Genomic DNA, 23943 nt, shown 5'->3' on the forward strand with positions numbered 1-23943 from the left:
TCACACACTTTTTCCTGAAACTGGAGCCTCCATGAGCAAAGCATTACGACTGTCCGAAAAATGGTTTCAGCGCGGCCTCTGGCTGGTGGCTTTTGTATTTGCCGCCTTCCTGATCGGCCTGGGAAGCACGGTGGTGGGCGACCTGCCGCGGGTCGAGAAGGTCCTGACCCTGGACGATTTCATCGAGCAGCCCGCCGCCACCGAGGCACGCGAGAGCCTCAAGACGGCGGAACGCCAGGGGCGCCAGGCGCAGGAAGCGCTGGAGCAGGCGCGGCTCAAGCTGCGCGTGGCGCAGGCCAATTCGCGCTCGGCCAGCGAGACCTTCAGCAACTGGCTGGCGACGCGGCGCGCGACCGATCGGGTCGACCAGGACCCGGAGCTGATTGAACGGACACGCGCGCTGGATACCCTTAAAGCGGCCGAGCGCCAGGCGCTGGCCACGATGGAGACCGAGCAGCAGAAGGCGCTGGACGCCAGCCAGGGCGCCACGCGCACGCGTGAACGCATCGCTGAGATGGAACGCACGGCGCAGGACAAGTGGCAAAAAGCGCAGCGTGCCCAGGAGCTGCGCGTGTTTCTGTACCGGCTGGCCCTGACCCTGCCGCTGCTGGTGGCCGCGGGGTGGCTGTTTGCCAAAAAGCGCAAAAGCACCTGGTGGCCCTTTGTCTGGGGCTTCATCTTTTTTGCACTGTTCGCCTTTTTTGTCGAGCTCGTGCCCTACCTGCCCAGTTACGGCGGTTATGTGCGTTACATCGTCGGCATTGTCATCACGGTGCTGGTCGGGCGGCAGGCGATTGTTTCGCTGAACCGTTATCTGGAAAAACAGAAACTGGCCGAACAACTGCCCGATGCGCAGCGCCGCGAAGAACTCAGCTACGACACCGCACTGACGCGCCTGTCCAAAGGTGTATGCCCCGGCTGTGAACGCGCGGTGGATCTGAAAAACCAGGAGATCGACTTCTGTCCGCATTGCGGCATCGGCCTGTTTGACCATTGCGGCATCTGCACTACGCGCAAAAGCGCATTTGCCAAGTTCTGTCACGCCTGCGGCGCGGATGCCAAAACGGCGTCCTGTCCTTGACGGTTTTCGCTGGCCGCCTACGCTCGGCACCCTTGTTCTCTTACAGGTATTACGCTTCGTTGCGATCACAGTGGGCCAATCCTTACTCCAGGTTTGAACACCATGAAAAAACAGATTCGCAACCAGGTGGCAGCCCTTTTTCTGCTGCTTCCCGCCGCCACCGCTCTGCTGGTCCTGCCGGGCACGGTCCTGGCGCAGCCCGCCGCCCCGGAGTTGCGATCACTGCAGGTGGGAACAGACGACGGTCTCCGGGCCGGCGCCACTCTGGAGTTCACGGTGGAAGGCACACCGCGGGGTCGGGTCAGCCTGACTGTGCGCGGCGCGCCCCGCACCATCGTGCTCAAGGAAACCGCGCGAGGGGTGTACACGGGAAATTACACCCTCCGGCGCCAGGACCGGATCACGGAAAGCAGCGCCATACGTGCCACGCTGAAGGTGCGCAACCGCAGCATCGCGACCAACTACACCTTTCCCGCCGGCATCGCACGCCAGGACGTGGCTGCTGCGCCACCGGCCGGCCTGAAAATCGACCGCTTCACGGTGGCGCCGGTCGACAAGCTCGAACCGGGCGCTGAACTCCGCTTCACGCTGAACGGCGCGCCAGGCGGTACCGCAGATTTCGACATTCCCGGAGTCATCAACAATGTGGCGATGCGCGAGGTGCGGCCCGGTGTGTATGAGGGCGCCTACACCATCCGTCGCCTGGACAACCTCGCCCCCTCCCGGCCTGTCGTAGCCACCCTGCGTGTCGGCGACCGCGCGGTGACCTCCACCCTGACCCAGCCCCTGCTGGCCGATGCGAAGCCGCCGGTGATCCGCAACCTGTCGCCACGCGACGGTGAGTCCATCACGCGCAGCGCCAACACCTCGGTGTCCGGCACCTTTGACGATGCCGGCGGCGTGGGCGTGGACCCCAAAAGCGTTCGCATCATGCTGGCTGGGCGCGATGTCACTGCCGCGGCGCAGATCACACCGCAATTCTTCACCTACCGCGCAGACCTGCCGGCCGGCCGCTACGCCGTGGACGTGACCGCCAAGGACATGGTGGGCAATGCCGTGCGCCAGACCTGGAGTTTCGACGTGGCTTCGGCCGTGAGCGCCGCGCCTGCGACCGTGCTGTTGCAGGTCACCAGCCACGCCAACAACGCCACAGTCGAAGGCAGCCCGGTGGTGGTGCGCGGACGCACCGCCCCAGGCGCGATGGTTGATGTCAAGGTCAGCGCCGTGGGAACGCTCGCCGGCCTGTTCGGCATGAACCAGGATTTGCTGACGCAGCGGGTTCAGGCCGATGGCAACGGCAACTTCTCGTTCAGCTTCACGCCGCAGTTTCCGCTGCCCGGCACGCGTTACGAGGTGTCGATGACGGCCGGCAAGGACGGCATGGTGGCCACCGAAACCAGGCTGGTGCTGTTCCAGAAGCAGGGTTGAGCCGGAATTTCAGTAAAAACGGGCTGCAGCCCTTATGCACAGGGCGCAAGCAGCTACTTATTTAATAGCGTGCCATGGGCTCAGACCGGGCGACCGTAAAAGGGGTAGCTCGGGTCGTTGTAGCCGTGGCTGGAGGCGTGGCCCGGAATCACCAGCTCGTTGATGAAGGCCTCGTCGTCGCTGTCCAGTACCAGGTCCACCGCGCCGTAAACATCTTCCAGGTGCGAGAGCAGGCGCGGTCCCGCAATCACGGCGCTGACCAGCGGATTGGCCAGCACCCAGGCGGCGGCAAACTGGCCCGGCACCCAGCCTTTGGCCTCGCAGCGCGCCTTGATCTTCTGCGCGATCACCAGTGACTCTTCGCGAAACTCGGTTTCCAGGATGCGTTTGTCGCCGCTACCGGCGCGCGTGCCTTCGGCCGGGGGCTGGCCTGGCGGGTACTTGCCAGTGAGCACGCCGCGCGCCAGCGGGCTGTAAGGCACAACGCCCAGGCCGTGGTGGCCGCAGGCCGGCAGGATTTCGACCTCGGGGCCGCGATTGAGCAGGTTGTAATAAGGTTGGCAGACCACCGGTTGCGGCACACCGGTTTTTTCGCAGAGCCGCACGATCTCGGCAATGCGCCAGCCGCGGAAGTTGGACAGGCCGAAGCTGCGGATCTTGCCGCTGCGGATCAGGTCGCCGATGGCACGCACCGCTTCTTCAAGATTTTCGCCATGGAAGTCGCGGTGCAGGTACAGGATGTCGAGGTAGTCGGTGCCCAGCCGCGCCAGGATGGCATCGGTCTGCTGCATGATCCAGCTGCGCGAATAGTGGCCCTGGTTCACACCCGGGCCGGCCTTGTTGCCGAGCTTGCTGGCCAACACCCAATGCGAACGCTGACCCGCCAGCAGTTTGCCCAACAGCATTTCAGAGGCGCCTTCGTTGTAGACATCGGCGGTGTCGATGAAGTTGATGCCATGTTCTTTCGCCGATGCAACGATGCGCGCCGCTTCGTCGTCCGGGGTCTGCTGGCCGAACATCATGGTGCCCAGGCACAGGGTGGACACCTTCAGGTTGCTGCTTCCAAGGCGGCGGTATTTCATGAAAACTCCTTGTCGTGAGGCGGCTGCTTATACGCCGCGTTGCCGGTCCTGTTTGAATTGGCGCACAAAGGCAGCGAACTTGCCGGCATCCAGCGCATCACGCACTTCCTGCATCAGGTTCAGGTAGTAATGCAGGTTGTGGATGCTGCTGAGCATGGGGCCCAGCATCTCGCCGCAACGGTCCAGATGGTGCATGTAGGCACGGCTGAAATTCTTGCAGGTGTAGCAGCTGCAGGTGCTGTCCACCGGCGCCTCTTCGGTTTTGTAGCGGGCATTGCGGATTTTCAGGTCGCCGAAACGCGTGAACATGTGGCCGTTGCGCGCATTGCGTGTGGGCATCACGCAGTCGAACATGTCGACGCCGGCGCCCACACCTTCGACCAGGTCTTCCGGCGTGCCCACGCCCATCAGGTAACGCGGCTTGTGGTCGGGCAGGCGGTGCGGCGTGTGCGCCATGATGCGTTGCATCTCTTCCTTGGGCTCGCCGACGCTGACGCCGCCGACGGCGTAGCCGGGAAAGTCCATCTCGACCAGGGCATCGAGCGACTCCTGGCGCAGGTTTTCAAACATGCCGCCTTGCACGATGCCGAACAGCGCGTTGGGGTTCTCCAGCCGGGCAAACTCGTCCTCGCAGCGTTTCGCCCAGCGCCGGCTCAGCTCCATCGAAAAACGCGCCTCGTCCTCGGTCGTGATGTGGCCTTTGGTGTCGTAGGGCGTGCATTCGTCGAACTGCATCACGATGTCGCTGTTCAGGATGGTCTGGATCTGCATCGAGATCTCGGGCGTCAGGAACAGCTTGTCGCCATTGACAGGCGACGCGAACTTCACGCCTTCTTCCGAAATCTTGCGCATCTCGCCCAGCGACCAGACCTGGAAACCGCCGCTGTCGGTGAGGATGGGTTTGTGCCAGTTCTCGAACTTGTGCAGGCCACCGAACTGCTGCAGCACGTCCAGCCCCGGACGCATCCACAGGTGAAAGGTGTTGCCCAGAATGATTTGCGCGCCCATCTCGTGCAGCGACTGCGGCATCACGCCTTTGACCGTGCCGTAGGTGCCGACCGGCATGAAGATGGGGGTCTGCACCACGCCGTGGTTCAGGGTGAGCGTGCCGCGGCGGGCAAAAGAGCCCAGGTAGGCGCCTTCGGGGCCGGTGGTGGCCGCGTCGGTGGTCAGGACTTCAAATTTCAGCATGGGATGATTGTCTCAGGCGAGGGTTCGTTGCAGCAGCATGGCATCGCCGTAACTGAAAAAGCGGTAGCGTTCGGCAATCGCATGGCGATACAGCGCCATGATGTGTTCGTAACCGGCAAAAGCGCTGACCAGCATCATCAGCGTGCTTTTGGGCAGGTGGAAATTGGTCAGCAGCAGGTCCACCACCTGGAACTCAAAGCCCGGGGTGATGAAGATATTGGTGTCCTTGTAGTCCGGGCCGAATTTGGCCGCCGACTCAAGGGCGCGCACGCTGGTGGTGCCGATCGCGACCACCCGGCCGCCGCGCGCCTTGCAGTCCTGGATGGCCTGCAGCGTGGCCTCGGGCACTTCAAAACGTTCGAAGTGCATGGTGTGGTCCGCGATGTTTTCGGCTTTGACGGGCTGGAAAGTGCCGGCGCCGACGTGCAGCGTGACGGTCGCGCGTTGTACACCGCGCGCTTCGAGCTGCGTAAACATGGCCTCGTCAAAATGCAGCGCGGCCGTCGGCGCCGCAACCGCGCCCGGGTTTTTGGCAAACACCGTCTGGTAGCGCTGCTCGTCCACGGCCGAGTCGGTGTGGGTGATGTAGGGCGGCAGCGGCACATGGCCGTGGCTGGCCATCAGCGCATACGGATCGCTGCTGAGTGCAAAGTGGTACAGCGGCCCGTCCTCGTTGGGCCAGCGGCCCAGCAAGGTGGCCGTGAAACCGCCGTCCATCTGCAGCACCGCGCCCGGCAAAGGCTTCTTGCTGACTTTCATGTGGGCGGCGACTTCATGGCCGGCCTCCGGCGTGGGCGAGAGCACGCGCTCGATCAGCAGTTCGAGCCGGCCGCCGCTGCTTTTCTGCCCGAACAGGCGCGCCTTGACGACCTGGGTGTCGTTGAGTACCAGCAGATCGCCCGGTTGCAGCAGGTCTGCCAGCTCGGTAAAACGCCGGTCCACCGGGGTGGCGCCGCGCCCGTCCAGCAGGCGCGAGGCGCTGCGTTCGGCGGTGGGGTGCTGGGCGATCAGTTCGTCGGGGAGTGTGAAATCAAAATCACTGAGGCTGAACGAGGTCTTCATGGATGCACAATTGTCCCATGCCCACCCGGTCTGCCCCCACTGCTTCTCCCCGCAAGGTGCCGCCGGCTGAGGCTGGCACCGGCAACGCGGTGGCGCCCAAGTCCCAGCCGCAGAAAGCGCTGGAAAAGCTGGGCCTGCGCCGTGACATCGACCTGGCGCTGCACCTGCCGCTGCGCTACGAGGACGAAACCCGCATCACCCGGCTGGCCGATGCACGCGACGGCGACATGGTGCAGATCGAGGGCCAGGTGACGCACAGCGAAGTCACGTTCCGGCCACGCCGGCAGCTGCGCGTGACGGTGGACGACGGCAGCGACACCTGCGTGCTGCGCTTCATCAACTTCTACCCTTCGCACCAGAAAACCCTGAGTGTGGGCGCGCGTGTGCGGGTGCGCGGCGAAATCCGCGGCGGTTTTGTGAGCCGTGAGATGGTGCACCCGGGTTTTCGCGCCGCTGGTGGTGAACTCGCGACCGCCCTGACGCCGGTGTATCCCACCGTGGCCGGTTTGCCGCAGGCCTATCTGCGCAAGGCCGTGCTGGGCGGGTTGGCACGGGCCGATCTGGCGGAAACCCTTCCGGCCGAATTTTTAAGTAAAAACCTGCCGCAGCCCTTGTCCAGTATGCGCGAGGCGCTATCATTTTTGCATAACCCGACGCCGGATGTAATGCTGGCCACGCTGGAGGATCGCAGCCACCCGGCCTGGCAGCGGCTCAAGGCCGAGGAGTTGCTGGCGCAGCAGCTGTCGCAGCTGCAGGCGCGTCGCGTACGGGCCGCCATGCGGGCGCCGCCGTTGCGGTCGCCTGTGCACGGCCCCCAGTGCACGCTGCAGGAACAGTTGCTGGAGCGCCTGCCGTTTCGACTGACGGCCGCGCAGCAGCGCGTGGGCGCCGAGATCGCGGCGGATCTGCAGAAAAACGTGCCCATGCACCGCCTGCTGCAGGGGGATGTCGGCTCCGGCAAAACCGTGGTGGCGGCGCTGGCGGCGGTGCGCTGTATCGACGCCGGCTGGCAGTGTGCGCTGATGGCGCCGACGGAAATCCTGGCCGAACAGCACTTTCGCAAGCTGATCGGCTGGCTCGAACCGCTGGGCATCCAGACCGCGTGGCTCACCGGCAGCCAGAAGGCGAAAGAGCGGCGCGAGGCGCTGGCCATGATTGCCAGCGGCGCGGCCAGCCTGGTGGTCGGCACGCATGCGGTGATCCAGGACAAGGTGGTTTTCGACAATCTGGCGTTGGCCATCATCGACGAGCAGCACCGTTTTGGCGTGGCACAGAGGCTGGCGCTGCGAAGCAAGATGACGCAGGGCGGGGAAGAGCCCCATCTTCTGATGATGACGGCTACGCCAATTCCGCGCACGCTGGCCATGAGTTATTACGCCGACCTCGATGTTTCGACGATTGACGAGCTGCCGCCCGGCCGCACGCCCATCGTGACCAAGGTGGTCAGCGAAACGCGACGCGACGAGGTCGTCGAGCGTATACGCAGCCAGCTCGCCGAGGGCCGGCAGGTCTACTGGGTCTGCCCGCTGATCGAAGAGAGTGAATCGGTCGACCTGATCAACGCCACCCAGACGCACGAGGCGCTGAGCGCCGCCTTGCCCGGCACACAGGTCGGCCTGCTGCACTCCCGCATGCCGCCGGCCGAAAAGAAGGCGGTGATGGCGTCGTTCACCAGCGGCCAGCTCGGCGTGCTGGTCAGCACCACGGTGATCGAGGTCGGTGTGGACGTGCCCAATGCCTCGCTGATGGTGATTGAACACGCCGAACGTTTTGGCCTGAGCCAGCTGCACCAGCTGCGCGGCCGTGTCGGGCGCGGCGCAGCCGCCTCGGCTTGTGTGCTGCTTTATTCGACCGGGGACGCGCCGCGCCTGGGCGAAACCGCACGCGCCCGGCTCAAGGCCATGGTGGAAACGCAGGACGGTTTCGAGATCGCCCGCCGCGATCTGGAAATTCGTGGCCCGGGCGAGTTCCTTGGAGCGCGGCAGTCCGGTGCGCCGCTGCTGCGTTTTGCCGATCTGGCGACGGATACCGAGTTGCTGGCCTGGGCGCGGGCGCTGGCGCCGGTGATGCTGGAAAAATACCCGGACCTCGCGCATCGGCATATTTTGCGATGGCTGGGGGGGAAGGCGGAATTTTTGAAGGCCTGAAGCATTCAGTCCACGACTTCAAAGCTGCCCTTTTGCTGCGACCATTCCTTGTCGTTGGATCCAAAAGCAATCGCTTCGTTGTTCCGGAAATTCAATAGCACCGTGAGCGTGTAACCCGATCCGCCCAGGTAAGAAACGGCAAATACCGAATCGTCAACTCTGACGGTGGCGCATTTATCGACCCGAGTGGACTTGCCTTCCTTGCCGGCCGTGCGCCAGGCGACGGAGCCGTCCTGCTTGAAGCTGTGTTCAAACGTCATGCCCGCGGTGGGCCCGTCCGCGAAGCTCCAGCGCAAGGTCTTGCCCTTCAGCGATTCCGGGGAGTTTGGGTTGGTCATCGGTGGCTCCGGTAGTTGATGGTCCAGTCTAGGTGCCGCCAGCAGATGTCCGGCCGTCGGCTATGGCCTGAAGCAGCGTAAGCCTTTGCCTTCAAGGGCTATCATGGATTTTTCTGACGCTGCGCATTTGATAGCTGCTCGTGCCTAACAGATAAGGCCTGAAGGCTGATTCGATGCATGAAACCGGCGAAAACGCGTGCTGAGCCCGGCTGACTGCAGCGGGCCGGATGCGCCGGAGCGGTCAGCATCGCCGCCGCGAAAAGCCGCACAATAAGCCCATGACGCTCACCGAACTCAAATACATCGTCGCTGTCGCCCGCGAAAAGCACTTCGGCAAAGGCGCCGAGGCTTGTCACGTATCGCAGCCGACCTTGAGCGTGGCGATCAAGAAGCTCGAGGAAGAGTTGCAGGTCAAGCTGTTCGAGCGCAACGCCAACGAAATCACGGTGACGCCGCTGGGTGAAGAAATCGTGCGCCAGGCGCAAAGTGTGCTGGAGCAGGCCGACAGCATCCGCGAGATTGCCAAGCGCGGCAAGGACCCGCTGGCCGGTGCCTTGCGCCTCGGTGTGATCTACACCATCGGCCCCTACCTGCTGCCCGACCTGGTGCGCCAGGCGATTGCGCTCACGCCGCAGATGCCCTTGATGCTGCAGGAAAACTTCACCGTCAAGTTGCTGGAAGAGCTGCGTACCGGCGAGATCGACTGCGCCATTCTGGCCGAACCCTTTCCCGATACCAACCTGGCGATTGCGCCGCTGTACGACGAGCCCTTCATGGCGGCCGTACCGAGCAACCATCCGCTGGCCGCGCGCAGCAACATCACGGCCGAAGAGCTGAAAAAAGAAACCATGCTGCTGCTCGGCACCGGCCACTGTTTTCGCGACCATGTGCTCGAAGTCTGCCCCGAGTTCGCCCGGTTTTCGAGCAATGCCGAGGGCATACGCAAGAGTTTTGAAGGCTCGTCGCTGGAGACCATCAAACACATGGTGGCGGCCGGCATGGGTGTGACGCTGGTGCCCCGGTTGAGCGTGCCCAAGGACGCCCTGCTGCACCCGGCGCCGGCCAAAGCCGTCTCCAAAGCCAAAAGCCGGGAAGTGCCGGAGTTGCCCTCCTACATCCGCTACCTGCCGTTTGAGGGCCATGTGCCGACGCGGCGTGTGGTGCTGGCCTGGCGCCGCAGTTTCACGCGGTATGAAGCCATCGCCGCCTTGCGTAACGCGATTTACGCCTGCGAACTGCCGGGCGTGACACGCCTGTCCTGAGCCCCGGTTCCCTGCTGGGTTCATGACGCCTATCAAGGCGATACAGTTTGACTGTTGCCTTGGGCTTGGCGATTGCTTAGAGTGATGTCCAGACTCATTCAAATCAAGGACACATCATGGCCAAAACATCTCCCAAGGCTTCTGCCGGCCGCACCGGCGCGCCGCCCATCAACATCGGCATCGGCGAAAAAGACCGCGCCGCGATCGCGAAGGGCCTGAGCCATTTGCTGGCGGATACCTACACCTTGTACCTGACCACGCACAACTTCCACTGGAACGTGACCGGGCCGATGTTCAACACCCTGCATGTCATGTTCATGACGCAGTACACCGAGCTGTGGGCCGCGGTGGACCCGGTGGCCGAACGCATCCGCTCGCTGGGCCATCCCGCGCCCGGCTCGTATGCGCAGTTCAGCAAGCTGGCCTCGGTGCCCGACGTGCCGACCACGCCGCCCAAGGCGCTGGAGATGGTGCGCATTCTGGTGAAGGGGCATGAAGCCGTCGCGCGTACAGCCAGGGAGCTGTTCCCGGTGGCCGACAAGGCCGACGACCAGCCGACCGCCGACCTGCTGACGCAGCGCCTGACGGTGCACGAACAGACCGCCTGGATGCTGCGTTCGCTGCTGGAAGAGTGAGTCCGCGCAGCCATTAACATCGCTGCGTGACGAATAAATTACACCTCTACCTGCAGCTGATCCGCTGGGACCGGCCGGCCGGCTGGCTGTTGCTGCTCTGGCCCACGCTGTCGGCGTTATGGGTCGCATCGCACGGTTTCCCCGGCTGGCACCTGCTGACGGTGTTCACGCTGGGCACCATCCTGATGCGCAGCGCCGGCTGTTGCCTCAACGACGTTGCCGACCGGGAGTTTGACCGGCATGTCAAACGGACGGCGCAGCGCCCGGTGACACGTGGCGCGGTGTCCGTCAAGGAGGCCTTGATCCTGGGGGCCGTGCTGGCGCTGCTGGCTTTTGGCCTGGTGCTGACCACCAACACCGCCACCATCACCTGGTCGTTTGCCGCGCTGGCCGTCGCCGTGGTCTACCCCTATGCCAAGCGTTATGTGTCCATGCCGCAGGCGGTGCTGGGCGTGGCCTTCAGCTTCGGCATTCCGATGGCGTTTGCGGCGGTGCAGTCGCGTGTGCCGGCGCTGGCCTGGCTGCTGCTGCTGGGCAACCTGTTCTGGGTGATCGCCTACGACACCGAATACGCCATGGTGGACCGCGACGACGACCTGAAGATTGGCATGAAAACCTCGGCCATCACGCTGGGCCGCTTCGACGTGGCGGCGGTTTTGGCGAGTTACCTGATTTATCTGTCAATTTGGGCCTGGGCCCTTATGGATATTGCGCAACCAGCTATTTATTTCATAGCAATTGCAGCGGCGCTGGGGCAGGCGCTGTGGCACGGCTGGCTGATCCGCCGGCGCGGGCGCGACGACTGCTTCAGGGCTTTTCGCCTGAACCACTGGCTGGGGTTCACGGTGTTTGCCGGCATCGCCCTGGCCTACCTGATGGCCTGAGCCCGGCGCACGGGCATGAAAAAGCCCGCACAGGGCGGGCACAGTCAGCGAGGCCTCGCGCTGAGGCTCAAACGGCTTTTTTGATGGTCCTGGCTTTGGCCTTGCGGACGGCCTTGCGCTTGGCTTTGAGCTTGACGGGTGTGGCCTTTTTGGCAGGTGCAGCGGCGGGAGCCGTGGACGGGGCTGCCGCAGGAGCGGCGGTCTGCGCAGCGGCTGGCGTGGAGATCACGGCCAGGGGCATGGCGAGAACGGCGGCACTGGCGAGAATGGACAGAAATTTCTTCATGGTGAACTCCGGGTGTTGGAAAGGCTGTTTCGCTTTCGCATGAACCGGGAACCCTGAGGGGCGCGAACACCGGCGTATGCGCCCTGATTCAACGTCTGCGTCGCCCCGGCGGTTGACCCGGGCTGTGCGTTGCCCGCTTCAGGCCGCGCCAAACTCGTCACCAAGTTCCGCCGCGCGTTGCCGGGCGGCGTGCATCGCGCGCATGAACTGCTGCTTGACGCCGTCCCGCTCCAGGGAGGTGAGGGCCGCGTAGGTGGTTCCCCCTTTCGAGGTCACGCGTTCCCGCAGGGTTTCCGGTGGCTCGCTGGAGGCTTTGGCCAGAGCCGACGAGCCGACAAACGTCTGCACCGCCAGCTGGTGCGCCTGCGCGCGGCTCAGCCCCATCTCGGTGCCGGCCTGCACCATGGCTTCGATGAAATAAAACACATAGGCCGGACCGGACCCGGACAGGGCGGTCACGGCGTCGAGCTGCTCTTCCTGCGCCAGCCACAGGTGTTCGCCGGTGGTCTGGATCACGCGTTCGACCGTCTGGCGCTCGGCGGCGGTGACGGCTGGACGCGCGAAGAGGGCGGTCATGCCCTGGCCGACGAGGGCCGGTGTGTTGGGCATGGCGCGTACGATGCGTTCGGTCGCCAGCCAGGAGGCCATGCTGTCCGAGCGGATGCCCGCTGCCACGCTCAGATGCAGGGCCTGGCCGGTGTGCGGGCCGGCCTGCAGGGCGGCTTCCCGGAAAGTCTGGGGCTTGACGGCCCAGATCACCAGAGCGGCGGATGCCAGCGCTGCGCCGGGTGCCGCCTCAGCGGTGATGCCGAACTGCGCCCGGAGTTTCGCGCGCTGCTCGGCCCAGGGCTCGACGACCTGGATCCGGGCAGCGGGCGTGCCTTGTTGGAGCAGGCCGCCAATGATGGCGCTGGCCATGTTGCCGCCGCCGATGAAGGCGATGGCGCTGGTGTCGGTTTCGGTGTCTGTGGGAAGGGGTGAAGTCATGAAGGGTCAGTCAAAAAATTCAAAAGCCAGCCATTGGGTGATTTGCCGCGAACTGAAATTGTCGTCGCTAATGAAGTGCAGGCTGCGGTTGCCGTTGGGAAGCCGCGGTCCCCAGCACATGCCCTCGGTGTTGTCGAGGCGGGCCAGCCTGTGGCCGGGACCTGCGCCGGTGAAGGCCGAAAAATCGGCGAGCAGCGTCTTGGCCACCGGCTGAAAGGTGCCGGGCTGCAGCTGGGGAGCGCCCAGCGTGTCCGTTCCCTCGCGCGTGTCAATCAGGTAGAGACGCAGCGAATTGCCCGAGAGGACGTCATGCCCCGCCATGTAGGCCCGCTCCAGCACCAGCATGCGGTCGGCATCCAGCATCAGGATTTCAGTGACGCCGTTGTCGGCTTGTGTGGCCGGCGGGACAGGTGCGCGTGGAACCGCGTCGGGCACATAGGCGATTTGCCGCATGGCTTTCCCGCTGGCCAGGTCCAGCCGGGTGAAGCGGCAGGGTCCACCCGGCGCCTGCACGGTGGGCAGGGGGCCGTCCTGGCGCAGGGCGCCTTCCATGGCAATCCAGGCCTGTCTGCCGTCCGGGCTCAAGGCCAGGCCCTCCAGGGCCCGATTGCTGCGCGGCCCCCGGGCAAGCTGAAAGTCGAACATGGCCGGCAACGCAAATTCGCGCACCAGCGTGCCGTCGGTGCGGCTTTCGCGCAACGCGGGGGCAGCTCCCGTCAATGCATGGCCCTCGCTGGTCCACAGCAGGGTCTGGCTGGCCGGGCGCCAGCGAATCGCCTCCGGGTCGGGAACCTGGATACCCCGCAGCGCCGCCGGGTAGGTGTTGCCGTCGGCCTGGCGCAGGAAGGTCACGCCCGTCAGCATGGGCTCGCCCGGATGACTTGTTTCCAGGGACAGGCGTGCCGTGTAAAACCGCGCCGGGTTGATGGTCGAGCCATCATCACTGAGCAGGTAGTACAGGCCGCTGGCCTCGTCATAGTCCACACCTGACAGGCCGCCGACGGTGGTGCCCTGAAACTGGAGCCGGTGCGGCAGGCGGGCTTCGCCGATCAGTCGCAGGCGGGGGGGCGCCAGGGCGGCCCGCGCCAGTGGCAGGTACGTCAGGCCCGCCAGACCCAGCGTGGCAGCCAGCCCGTAACCGAGCGTCCGGCGCCGGGTTGTTTCAAACAGGGGCGTGATAGGCTGAGATCGGCAAGGCATGAAGCAAGTCTAGCCTTCGCTGTTGTACGGGGTGTGACGGGACGCCGACCTCTGCCGGCCCGGGCTTACAAGGCCACGGTCTGCCGCACCGCGTGTTCCCACTGCGCCATCAGGCTGGCTGCGCGGTCGGCGCTCAAAGTGGGCAAGAAGGTGCGTTCTGCGCGCCACATGGCGGAAAGCTCCGTGGTGCTGGCGTAGACGCCGCTGGACAGCCCTGCCAGGCAGGCCGCGCCCAGCGCCGTGGTTTCGGTCACGGCGGGCCGTACCACCGGGATGCCCAGCAGGTCGGCCTGGAACTGCATCAGCAGGTCATTGATGCAGGCGCCGCCGTCGACCCGGAGTTCGGCCACCGGTGCGGCGCCGGCCGCCACCGCATCGCGGCTCATGGCCTGCAGCAGGGCGGCGCTCTGGTAAGCAATGCTCTCCAGCGCGGCCCGCGCGATGTGGGCCACCGTGGTACCGCGTGTCAGGCCGGTGATGGTGCCGCGCGCGTCGGGTTTCCAGTAGGGGGCGCCCAGGCCGGTGAAGGCCGGCACCATCATGACGCCGCCCGAATCGGGAACGCTTTGCGCCAGGGCCTGCACCTCGCCACTGCCCTGGATCGCATGCAGGCCGTCGCGCAGCCACTGCACCACGGCGCCGCCGACAAACACGCTGCCCTCAAAGGCGTATTCGGTGTGCGGCGTGACCTGCGCTGCGCTGGTGGTGAGCAGGCCGTTGTGCGAGGTCTGGAATTTGTGGCCGGTGTGCATCAGCATGAAGCAACCGGTGCCGTAGGTGTTTTTGGCCATGCCTTCCTTGAAGCAGGCCTGGCCGAACAGAGCGCTTTGCTGGTCGCCTGCCACGCCGCCGATCGGGATGGCGCCGCCCAGCAGGTCCGGCAGCACATCGCCGAAGTGCGTGCTGGAGGGCAACACCCGCGGCATCAGGGTCTCCGGAATGTCCAGCAGCGCCAGCAGGTCGGCATCCCAGGCATTGGTGTGCACGTTGAACAGCATGGTGCGCGAGGCATTGGTCACGTCGGTGGCATGCAGCTTGCCGCCAGTGAGTTGCCACATCAGCCAGCTGTCGATGGTGCCGAAGGCGAGTTCGCCGCGCGCTGCCCGCTGGCGCGCCTGCGGCACATTGTCGAGCAGCCATTTCAGTTTGGTGCCGGAAAAATAGGCATCGACCAGCAGGCCGGTTTTGGCCTGAATGAGATCGGCCTTTCCTTCTTCGCGCAGTCTGGCGCAGGTGGCTTCGGCACGCCTGTCCTGCCAGACGATGGCGTGGTGGATGGGCTGACCTGTCTTGCGGTTCCACACCACGGTCGTTTCACGCTGGTTGGTGATACCCAGCGCGCGGATGTCGGCCGCCTTGAGCCCTGCCTTGGCCAGCGCCTCGCGCGCCGTGCCGAGCTGGGTGCGCCAGATCTCCATCGGATCGTGTTCGACCCAGCCCGGCCGGGGGTAGATCTGCGGCAGTTCCTGCTGCGCCAGGGCCAGGATATGGCCGTTTTCGTCAAACACGATGCTGCGGGAGCTGGAGGTGCCCTGGTCCAGAGCGAGCAGGTAAGTCATGGTGTGCGGTGGTTGGGTGGGTCTCAGGGAAAGGCCACGTCACAGCTTACGCCTGCCTCGGCCAGCAGGGCCGGGAAGGGTTCAGGCGGAGGCTGGTCGGTGAACAGCCGGTCGATCTGCGACAGCGTGGCGAGCTCAACCATGGCGGGCCGGTTGAACTTGCTGCTGTCGGCGGCCAGCCAGACTTCGCGCGCATGCTCAATGATGGTTTGCGCCACTTTGACTTCGCGGTAGTCGAAGTCACGCAGTGAACCGTCACTTTCGATGCCTGAAATCCCGATCAGGGCAATGTCAACGCGGAACTGGCGAATGAAGTCAACAGCAGCTTCCCCCACGATGCCGCGGTCGCGCGCGCGCACCACGCCCCCGGCCACGATGACTTCGCAGTTGGGGTTGCCGCTCAGGATGGCTGCCACGTTGAGGTTGTTGGTGATGACGCGCAAGCCCTTGTGGTGCATCAGCGCCCGGGCAATGGCTTCGGTGGTGGTGCCGATGTTGAGGATCAGCGAGCAGTTGTCCGGCACTTCTGCTGCGACGGCCAACGCGATACGCGCCTTGCCATCGGCATTGAGGCTTTCGCGCTGGCGGTGCGCCAGGTTCTCGATGGTCGAGCTTGGTACCCGTACACCGCCGTGGAACCGCGTCAGCAGGCCGGCTTCGGACAGGCGCTGCACGTCACGGCGCACGGTCTGCAGTGTGACCTCCAGCGTGTCTGCGAGTTGTTCAACCGTGACGGAGCCTCGGGCGCGGACGACGTCGAGAAGTTTCAGTTGCCGGGGATTGGAATTCACGCGTGCTTCGAGTCGGTATTCAAGTCTGTAGGTCATTCGACTGTATATCGAAACAAAAAGAAACAAATTAGGGAAAGCATCTATTTAAAACGCGCAGAAAGGAAGAAAAATAGAAAAGATACGAACCAAGGTAGACAAAACTTGTACGCATCTCTCCCCCCGACTCACACGCGCTCTGCCGCCCGAAAAGGCGCGTGATGCAGCTCCTGCTCGACAAAATCAGCAAAAAAGTCGGCCCCGAAACCTGGCTTTATGACATGAGCCTTGCGCCGCGGCCAGGCGAAGTGACGGTATTGCTGGGTGCGACCCAGGCAGGCAAAACAAGCCTGATGCGCGTGATGGCCGGCCTGGACGTTCCCAGCGCGGGCCGGGTCCTGGTCGATGGCGAAGATGTGACCGGCATGCCGGTACGTGAACGCAACGTGGCCATGGTCTACCAGCAGTTCATCAACTACCCTTCGCTCAGGGTCGCCGACAACGTTGCCTCGCCGCTCAAGCTGCGCGGCGACAAGGACATAGACCGGCAGGTACGCGAGATTGCCGGGCGGCTGCACATCGACATGTTCCTGGACCGATATCCGGCTGAGCTGTCGGGTGGACAGCAGCAGCGTGTGGCGTTGGCCCGCGCGCTGGCAAAGGGCGCGCCCCTGATGCTGCTGGACGAGCCCCTGGTGAATCTGGATTACAAGCTGCGTGAAGAGTTGCGGGAAGAACTCACCCAGCTGTTTGCCATCGGCGATTCGACAGTCATTTACGCAACGACCGAGCCCGGTGAGGCCCTGTTGCTGGGTGGCTATACCGCCGTGCTGGACGGTGGCGAACTGCTTCAGTACGGCCCGACAGCGGAAGTCTTTCATGCACCGAAATCGCTGCGGGTCGCACGCGCCTTCAGTGACCCGCCGATGAACCTGATCGCCGCGAAGGCGAGTGCGCACGGTGTGCAACTGATCGGCGGAGCCGAACTGCCCATCGTGCTGGCGCCTGGCGCGACAACGGGCCTGACCGTGGGGGTGCGCGCCAGCGCCTTGCGCGAAACGCCGCGTGATGGGGACGTCAGTCTGCCGGGGAAGGTCGAGTTGGCGGAAATCTCGGGCTCGGACACCTTTGTGCACGTGAGCACGGCAGTTGGTGAGCTGGTTGCGCAGCTCACTGGTGTGCACTATTTCGATCTGGGTGAGCCGATTGCGCTTTATCTCCAACCGGCCCATGCATATGTATTTGATGCAAGCGGCGCCTTGCTGGTTGCGCCGCAGCGCAAGGGAGTGCATTGAGATGGCACGCATCGACCTGGACCTTGCGCACTCGTACAAGGTCAATCCGCAGGAGGACGCCGACTACGCACTGCTGCCGCTGCAGATGACCTTCGACGACGGTGGGGCGTACGCCTTGTTGGGCCCCTCGGGCTGCGGCAAGACCACCATGCTCAACGTGATTTCCGGATTGCTGGCGCCGTCGCAGGGAACGGTGAAATTTGATGGGCGGGACATGACCCATGCCACGCCGCAGGAGCGCAACATTGCGCAGGTGTTCCAGTTCCCGGTCATCTACGACACGATGACTGTGGCCGAAAACCTCGCCTTCCCGCTGCGCAACCGGAAAATGCCGGAAGACCAGATCAGAAAACGGGTTGGGCAGATCGCCGAGATGCTGGAGATGAGTGGCCAGCTGAACCAGCGCGCCGCCGGCCTCGCGGCCGATGCGAAACAGAAGATCTCGCTGGGCCGCGGCCTGGTGCGGCCGGACGTCTCAGCGGTTCTTTTCGATGAGCCCTTGACCGTCATCGACCCGCACCTGAAGTGGCAGCTGCGCCGCAAGCTCAAGCAGATTCATCATGAACTCAAGCTCACCCTGATCTATGTCACGCATGACCAGGTGGAGGCATTGACCTTTGCCCAGCAGGTGGTAGTGATGACCCGCGGCCGCGCCGTGCAGATCGGGTCAGCCGATGCATTGTTCGAGCGACCTCAACATACTTTTGTGGGTCACTTCATCGGTTCACCCGGGATGAATTTTTTACCTGCCCGGGTCACCGGCGATTCCCTCGAGATTGCTGGCTGCACCTTGCCCATGCCAACCGGGCGGGAACTGCCGCCCGGCCACTACAAGCTCGGCATACGCCCCGAATATGTGACGCTGGCGGCGTCCGGCACTGCAGGTGCCTTGCCCGCGACCGTCACACGGGCGCAAGACATCGGGACCCACACGATGTTGACAGCGCGGGTCGGCGAGACATCTGTGAAAGTGCGTCTGCAGCCAGAGGTGGCGGTTCCGCGGGCCGGCGAGGGCGTCTTGCTGCAGGTGCTGGGTCTACATACCTGTTTTTATGCCAACGAGGAGCTTGTGGCATGAGTACCACCAACAAACCGGTCAACCAGAAGGCGTGGTGGCTGGTGCTGCCAGTCATCATCTGTGTCGCCTTTTCAGCCATCCTGCCCCTGATGACCGTGGTCAACTATTCGGTGCAGGACATTATCTCGCCCGAGCGACGGGTGTTTGTCGGGACCGAGTGGTTTGCGGCAGTGATGCGCGATGAGGACCTGCACGCAGCGCTGTGGCGGCAGCTGACATTTTCGTTTTCGGTGCTGGCCGTGGAAATTCCACTTGGTATCGCGCTGGCGCTGTCGATGCCGGCGCAAGGATGGAGAGCCTCACTGGTTCTGGTACTGGTGGCCCTCTCTCTGTTGATTCCCTGGAACGTCGTGGGCACCATCTGGCAGATCTACGGACGTGCCGATATTGGCCTGCTCGGCATGGTGCTGCAGAAAATGGGCTTCGACTACAGCTACACCGGCAACGCGCTGCACGCCTGGATCACCGTGCTGGTCATGGATGTCTGGCATTGGACGCCGCTGGTCGCGCTGCTTTGTTACGCCGGCCTGCGCTCCATCCCGGACGCTTACTACCAGGCTGCACGCATCGACGGGGCCAGCAAATTTGCAGTGTTCCGCTATATCCAGCTGCCCAAGATGCGCGGAGTGCTGATGATTGCCGTGCTGCTGCGCTTCATGGACAGCTTCATGATCTACACCGAGCCCTTTGTACTGACCGGTGGCGGGCCAGGCAATGCAACCACCTTTCTGTCGCAGTACCTCACGCAAAAGGCCGTGGGCCAGTTCGATCTGGGGCCGGCGGCGGCGTTTTCGCTGATCTATTTTCTGATCATCCTGCTGCTGTGTTTCATCCTCTACAACTGGATGCAGCGGGTGGGTACGGCAACCAAGGAGAACGCCGGTGACTAAGCCCCGCTTCCAGGCGAGGACGCTGTTCCTCATTGCCTACATTCTTTTTGCACTGTTGCCCATCTACTGGATGATCAACATGAGCTTCAAGACCAATTCGGAAATCCTGTCGAGTTTCTCCTTTTTTCCGCAGGAGTTCACCTGGGCCAACTACCGGACCATCTTTACGGATCCCTCCTGGTATTCGGGCTACATCAATTCTCTGATCTATGTGGCCATCAACACCGTGATCTCGATCACGGTAGCCTTGCCCGCTGCCTATGCATTTTCCCGCTACAGCTTCATCGGCGACAAACATGTGTTTTTCTGGCTGCTGACCAACCGCATGACGCCGCCTGCCGTGTTTTTGCTGCCCTTCTTCCAGCTGTACACCACCGTGGGACTGATGGACACCCATATTGCCGTGGCGCTGGCGCACCTGCTGTTCAACGTGCCGCTGGCGGTCTGGATTCTGGAAGGTTTCATGAGTGGCATTCCGCGCGAAATCGACGAAACCGCGTATATCGACGGTTACTCCTTTCCGCGCTTCTTCGTCCGCATCTTCCTGCCGCTGATCAAGGCCGGCGTCGGCGTGGCGGCGTTCTTTTGCTTCATGTTCAGCTGGGTTGAGCTGTTGCTCGCCCGCACCCTCACCAGTGTCAATGCCAAGCCCATCGTCGCCACGATGACGCGCACAGTTTCGGCCTCGGGCATGGACTGGGCGACCCTTGCTGCCGCAGGGGTGCTGACCATCGTCCCCGGTGCGATCGTGATCTGGTTTGTGCGGCATTACATCGCCAAAGGTTTTGCGATGGGTCGGGTATGAGGAGGAACAACCATGTTTGAGTGGATGGCGTGGACCTTGCCTGTGGCGGTCTTTTTCAGCTGCATTGTGCTGATGCTGATCGGCATGACGATCTGGGAGATCAAGTCTCCCACCACCGTGCGTCGCGGCTTTCTGCCGCTGGATACCACACGCGGCGACCGGTTGTTCATCGGCCTGCTGGGGGCGGCCTATATCAATCTGATTTTTGTCGGGCTCAGCGGCAAGCTCGGCGCGGCGCTGGGCTTGCAGGCTGACCCATCGATCTGGGTGAGTTTTTTCATCTCCATGGGATGGATTGCGCTTGTGATGCGCAAAGGCTAGTGGGAGGGTACGGATTCGGCTCATTGCTTCCCCGGGCCGGGCGAGTCATGGAAACACTGGGGGAGGTGTTCAATCGAGGAGACAAGTCATGAAGATGCGCTACACAGCACTGGCACTCGCAGCGGCCCTGACGGTCATGCAGAACGCCAGCGCCGGCGATGCCGAGGCAAAAAAATGGATAGACAGCGAATTCCAGCCATCAACGCTGAGCAAGGACCAGCAGATGGCCGAGATGAAATGGTTCATCGAAGCGGCGAAGAAGTTGCAGGCCAAGGGGGTGAAGGAAATTTCCGTGGTGTCGGAAACCATCACCACCCACGAATATGAGTCCAAAACGCTGGCCAAGGCGTTCGAGGAGATCACCGGCATCAAGGTCAAGCATGACCTGATCCAGGAAGGTGACGTTGTCGAGAAGCTGCAGACCTCGATGCAGTCGGGCAAGTCGATTTACGACGGCTGGATTTCGGACTCGGACCTGATCGGCACCCACTACCGCTACGGCAAAGTCATGAACCTCACCGACTACATGGCCGGCAAGGGCAAGGAATGGACCAATCCTGGCCTGGACCTCAAGGATTTCATCGGCACCAGTTTCACCACGGCACCGGACGGCAAGCTGTACCAGCTGCCCGACCAGCAGTTCGCCAACCTGTACTGGTTCCGTGCCGACCTGTTTGCGCGCAAGGACCTGCAGGACAGGTTCAAGGCCAAGTACGGCTACGAGCTGGGCGTGCCGCTGAACTGGAGCGCCTACGAGGACATCGCCGCCTTCTTCAGCGAAGACGTCAAGACCATCGACGGCAAACCGATCTACGGTCACATGGACTATGGCAAGAAGGATCCATCGCTGGGCTGGCGCTTCACAGATGCCTGGCTGTCGATGGCCGGAACAGCAGACAAGGGCATCCCCAACGGCATGCCGGTCGATGAATGGGGCATCCGCGTGGCAGCCGACAAGTGCACACCGGTCGGTGCGTCAGTCTCCCGCGGTGGTGCGACCAACTCACCTGCCGCTGTTTATGCGCTGACCAAATACGTGGACTGGATGAAGAAGTACGCTCCGAAGGAAGCCACCGGCATGACGTTCGGCGAAGCTGGCCCGGTGCCGGCGCAGGGGCAGATCGCGCAGCAGATCTTCTGGTACACCGCCTTCACCGCCGACATGACCAAAAAAGGCTTGCCCGTGGTCAATGCCGACGGAACGCCAAAGTGGCGCATGGCGCCCGGCCCCAACGGACCTTACTGGAAGCAGGGCATGCAAAACGGTTACCAGGACGTGGGCTCCTGGACATTCTTCTCGGCCCATGACGAAAACCGGACGGCGGCTGCCTGGCTGTACGCGCAGTTCGTGACCGCCAAGACCACCTCGCTGAAGAAGACCATTGTTGGGCTGACACCGATCCGCGAATCGGACATCCGCTCCAAGGCCATGACAGACATGGCCCCCAAGCTCGGTGGCCTGGTGGAGTTCTACCGCAGCCCGGCCCGCGTGGCCTGGACGCCGACCGGCACCAACGTGCCCGACTATCCGAAGCTCGCACAGCTCTGGTGGAAAAACGTGGCCCAGGCCGTGACGGGCGAAAAAACGCCTCAAGGTGCGATGGACACGCTGGCCGAAGAGATGGACCAGGTCATGGCCCGCCTCGAGCGCGCCGGTATGGATCGGTGCGCCCCCAAGCTCAACCCGAAAGGCGATCCGGCCAAGTACCTCAGCGACACAGGCGCGCCGTGGAAAAAGCTGGCCAACGAAAAGCCCAAGGGCGAGACCATCAACTACGACAAGCTGCTGCAGGCCTGGAAGGACGGCAAGGTTCGTTAACCGCGCCCAGCCGGGCCCCGGCCCGCATGTTGCTTGACTGATGCAAGACCGCGCACGGACCACAGTGTCCGTGCGCGCTTGCCAACAAGACGGCCACGAATGCGCAGTCTGTGCAGGGCTTGCCGCGGAGATGGACAATGGAGCCCATGACTTTTGATTCCCCACCGTTGCCAACGCGACGCGCCGACCTGATAGAACGCCTCAAGGCATCCCACACTTACGACATTGCGATCATCGGCGGCGGCGCCACCGGCCTGGGTGTTGCGCTGGATGCCGCGGCACGCGGATTTTCCGTCGTGGTGGTCGAGTCACACGACTTCGCCAAGGGAACCTCTTCGCGCGCCACCAAGCTGGTTCATGGCGGGGTTCGCTATCTGGCGCAGGGCAACATTTCCCTGGTTCGCGAAGCCCTGCATGAACGCACGCGCTTGCTGGCCAATGCGCCGCATCTGGCGCAGCCCCTGCCTTTTGTGATGCCTTCCTACAAGTTCTGGGAAGCTCCGTTCTATGGCATCGGACTCAAGATGTATGACGCGCTGGCCGGCAAGGCCGGATTGGGCGCCACCGAGTTCCTCAACCGCGCCGAAACGTTGCAGCTCCAGCCCACGGCCCGCCCGTCCGGACTCAGGGGCGGGGTCAAATACTGGGACGGGCAGTTCGACGATGCGCGGCTCGCGTTGGCGCTGGCGCGCAGTGCCGCCCGAGCCGGCGCCTTGCTTGTCAATTATTGTGCTGCGACCGGCCTCGTCCATGAGGGCGGCAAGCTGGCGGGTTTGCATGTGGCCGATCGTGAAAGTGGGCAAACACTTACTCTGTGGGCCAAATGTATCGTGAATGCGGCGGGGGTGTGGGTTGATCAGCTGCGACTCCTTGACGGTCAGGCCATAGGTCGCGAGGCAAAACCCATGGTCGCACCCAGTCAGGGTGTTCACATTGTTGTTGATCGCTCGTTTTTGCCCACCGACCATGCCCTGCTGGTTCCAAAAACCGCGGACGGACGGGTGCTGTTTGCCGTGCCCTGGCTCGGCAAGACCATCCTGGGAACCACCGACACGCCGCGCAACGACCTGGCGCGCGAACCGCTGCCCTTCCGCGAAGAGGTCGCCTTCATCCTCGGTGAATCGGCGCGTTACCTGAGCCGGGCGCCTGGCCCGGCCGACATCAAGAGCATCTGGGTCGGTTTGCGCCCGCTGGTCAAACCACCGCAAGACGACGGCGACAGCACACAGGCGCTGTCGCGTGAACATACCGTCCTGGTCAGCAAAAGCGGTCTGGTTACCGTGACCGGCGGCAAATGGACAACCTACCGGGCGATGGCGGAAGACGTGCTGGACAGCTGTTTTGGTGCTGAGTTGCTGGCATACCGCCCGGGTGGCGTCACGGCAAGCCTCCAGTTGGTGGGGGCTCAGCCTTCCGTCCACAAGATAAGTGATGAGCCGGGTGTGCATTTGTATGGAAGCGAGGCTGCTGCCGTCCAGGCCTTGCCGGGAGCGGAAAGAATGCTGGGCGGCGGCCTGACGGAGGCGATGGTGCGTTTTGCGGCGCGCCACGAGTACGCCCGCACAGTCGAGGATGTATTGGCGCGTCGATCCCGGCTTCTGTTTCTGGACGCCGCCCTGGCCAGGACCCTGGCGCGTACCGTGGCGGACCTGTTGGTGGAGGAAAACCAGCGGGATCCCCACCTGGCGGATTTCCTTGCCTTGGCCGATCAGTACCTGACTTTGCCGCAATGAATGCCGGCAAGGCGCATTCTGAATGGGGATGCCACGTCGCCGGCGCTTCGTTTTTGATAGCGACCTGTTCCCACCCATCTAGGGTTTGACGCC

The 23943-nt window shown here is 63.4% G+C and carries 22 protein-coding genes; 13 read left to right on the plus strand and 9 right to left on the minus strand.

Annotated elements, in window-relative coordinates; translation table 11 throughout:
• Positions 1-31 precede the first annotated feature (31 nt).
• Together PSV33_RS01290 and PSV33_RS01295 are read left to right on the plus strand one after the other, a co-directional pair.
• Positions 32-1081 carry a serine endopeptidase gene (locus PSV33_RS01290; protein ID WP_300557765.1) on the plus strand — a complete coding sequence of 350 codons (1050 nt, stop codon included), beginning with the start codon at positions 32-34 and terminating at the stop codon, positions 1079-1081.
• 102 nt (positions 1082-1183) lie between these two features.
• A complete protein-coding gene (locus tag PSV33_RS01295; protein ID WP_300557767.1) occupies positions 1184-2509 on the plus strand; it encodes an Ig-like domain-containing protein in 1326 nt (441 codons plus the stop codon).
• An 80-nt stretch (positions 2510-2589) separates the two neighbouring features.
• On the opposite strand, the gene PSV33_RS01300 is transcribed toward PSV33_RS01295, so the two are convergent.
• Genes PSV33_RS01300 through queA form a run of 3 tightly spaced genes read right to left on the minus strand, consistent with a single transcriptional unit; the run spans position 2590 to position 5844 of the window.
• Positions 2590-3591, minus strand: coding sequence for an aldo/keto reductase (locus PSV33_RS01300; protein ID WP_300557769.1), 1002 nt, complete (start codon positions 3589-3591; stop codon positions 2590-2592).
• A gap of 27 nt (positions 3592-3618) precedes the next feature.
• Positions 3619-4782 (minus strand): tRNA guanosine(34) transglycosylase Tgt, encoded by a 1164-nt coding sequence (gene tgt, locus PSV33_RS01305; RefSeq protein ID WP_300557771.1) that lies wholly within the window; start codon positions 4780-4782, stop codon positions 3619-3621.
• Positions 4783-4794: 12 nt separating this feature from the next.
• The gene (queA, locus tag PSV33_RS01310; RefSeq protein ID WP_300557773.1) at positions 4795-5844 is read right to left on the minus strand and encodes a tRNA preQ1(34) S-adenosylmethionine ribosyltransferase-isomerase QueA; all 1050 of its coding nucleotides are present in this window, start codon (positions 5842-5844) and stop codon (positions 4795-4797) included.
• A gap of 17 nt (positions 5845-5861) precedes the next feature.
• Between queA and recG the strand changes: the two genes are divergently transcribed.
• The gene (gene recG, locus PSV33_RS01315) at positions 5862-7991 is read left to right on the plus strand and encodes an ATP-dependent DNA helicase RecG (RefSeq protein ID WP_300557775.1); all 2130 of its coding nucleotides are present in this window, start codon (positions 5862-5864) and stop codon (positions 7989-7991) included.
• 5 nt (positions 7992-7996) lie between these two features.
• Here the strand turns inward: recG and PSV33_RS01320 are convergent, their stop codons facing one another.
• Entirely contained in the window at positions 7997-8329 is a 333-nt protein-coding gene (locus PSV33_RS01320) for a MoaF N-terminal domain-containing protein (RefSeq protein ID WP_300557777.1), read from the minus strand.
• A gap of 278 nt (positions 8330-8607) precedes the next feature.
• Here PSV33_RS01320 and PSV33_RS01325 point away from each other — a divergent pair, with 278 nt between their 5' ends.
• The 3 genes from PSV33_RS01325 to ubiA all read left to right on the plus strand — a co-directional run bounded on the left by PSV33_RS01325 (position 8608) and on the right by ubiA (position 11110).
• Positions 8608-9591, plus strand: a complete 984-nt coding sequence (locus PSV33_RS01325) for a LysR substrate-binding domain-containing protein (protein WP_300557779.1) — start codon at positions 8608-8610, stop codon at positions 9589-9591.
• A gap of 116 nt (positions 9592-9707) precedes the next feature.
• Complete coding sequence (locus tag PSV33_RS01330; protein ID WP_300557781.1) at positions 9708-10226, plus strand: Dps family protein; 519 nt, start codon at positions 9708-9710, stop codon at positions 10224-10226.
• A 26-nt stretch (positions 10227-10252) separates the two neighbouring features.
• On the plus strand, positions 10253-11110 hold the full coding sequence (gene ubiA / locus PSV33_RS01335) for a 4-hydroxybenzoate octaprenyltransferase (RefSeq protein ID WP_300557783.1): 858 nt from the start codon (positions 10253-10255) through the stop codon (positions 11108-11110).
• Between the two features lie 67 nt (positions 11111-11177).
• Here the strand turns inward: ubiA and PSV33_RS01340 are convergent, their stop codons facing one another.
• The 5 genes from PSV33_RS01340 to PSV33_RS01360 form a co-directional block, all read right to left on the minus strand.
• Positions 11178-11396: a hypothetical protein gene (locus PSV33_RS01340; RefSeq protein WP_300557785.1), complete on the minus strand. Its 219-nt coding sequence runs from the start codon at positions 11394-11396 to the stop codon at positions 11178-11180.
• A 138-nt stretch (positions 11397-11534) separates the two neighbouring features.
• A complete protein-coding gene (gene proC, locus PSV33_RS01345) occupies positions 11535-12383 on the minus strand; it encodes a pyrroline-5-carboxylate reductase (protein WP_300557787.1) in 849 nt (282 codons plus the stop codon).
• 6 nt (positions 12384-12389) lie between these two features.
• On the minus strand, positions 12390-13583 hold the full coding sequence (locus PSV33_RS01350; RefSeq protein ID WP_300557789.1) for an esterase-like activity of phytase family protein: 1194 nt from the start codon (positions 13581-13583) through the stop codon (positions 12390-12392).
• Positions 13584-13648: 65 nt separating this feature from the next.
• Positions 13649-15142: a glycerol kinase GlpK gene (glpK, locus tag PSV33_RS01355; RefSeq protein WP_300557791.1), complete on the minus strand. Its 1494-nt coding sequence runs from the start codon at positions 15140-15142 to the stop codon at positions 13649-13651.
• 23 nt (positions 15143-15165) lie between these two features.
• Entirely contained in the window at positions 15166-15933 is a 768-nt protein-coding gene (locus PSV33_RS01360; protein ID WP_300557826.1) for a DeoR/GlpR family DNA-binding transcription regulator, read from the minus strand.
• A 197-nt stretch (positions 15934-16130) separates the two neighbouring features.
• Here PSV33_RS01360 and PSV33_RS01365 point away from each other — a divergent pair, with 197 nt between their 5' ends.
• From PSV33_RS01365 to PSV33_RS01395, 7 genes are all read left to right on the plus strand, one after another.
• Entirely contained in the window at positions 16131-17204 is a 1074-nt protein-coding gene (locus PSV33_RS01365) for an ABC transporter ATP-binding protein (RefSeq protein ID WP_300557793.1), read from the plus strand.
• Position 17205: 1 nt separating this feature from the next.
• Entirely contained in the window at positions 17206-18282 is a 1077-nt protein-coding gene (locus PSV33_RS01370) for an ABC transporter ATP-binding protein (protein ID WP_300557795.1), read from the plus strand.
• Entirely contained in the window at positions 18279-19172 is an 894-nt protein-coding gene (locus tag PSV33_RS01375) for a carbohydrate ABC transporter permease (RefSeq protein ID WP_300557797.1), read from the plus strand. The genes PSV33_RS01370 and PSV33_RS01375 overlap by 4 nt, the downstream gene beginning before the upstream one ends.
• Positions 19165-19977, plus strand: coding sequence for a carbohydrate ABC transporter permease (locus tag PSV33_RS01380; protein ID WP_300557799.1), 813 nt, complete (start codon positions 19165-19167; stop codon positions 19975-19977). Before PSV33_RS01375 ends, PSV33_RS01380 begins: the two co-directional genes overlap by 8 nt.
• Before the next feature lie 12 nt (positions 19978-19989).
• Positions 19990-20298 carry a DUF2160 domain-containing protein gene (locus PSV33_RS01385; RefSeq protein WP_300557801.1) on the plus strand — a complete coding sequence of 103 codons (309 nt, stop codon included), beginning with the start codon at positions 19990-19992 and terminating at the stop codon, positions 20296-20298.
• A gap of 88 nt (positions 20299-20386) precedes the next feature.
• The gene (locus tag PSV33_RS01390; protein ID WP_300557803.1) at positions 20387-22117 is read left to right on the plus strand and encodes an ABC transporter substrate-binding protein; all 1731 of its coding nucleotides are present in this window, start codon (positions 20387-20389) and stop codon (positions 22115-22117) included.
• Between the two features lie 146 nt (positions 22118-22263).
• Entirely contained in the window at positions 22264-23850 is a 1587-nt protein-coding gene (locus PSV33_RS01395) for a glycerol-3-phosphate dehydrogenase/oxidase (RefSeq protein WP_300557805.1), read from the plus strand.
• The last annotated feature ends 93 nt before the right edge of the window (positions 23851-23943 follow it).

It is taken from the genome of Polaromonas sp., assembly GCF_029945895.1.
GTDB lineage: Bacteria > Pseudomonadota > Gammaproteobacteria > Burkholderiales > Burkholderiaceae_C > Polaromonas.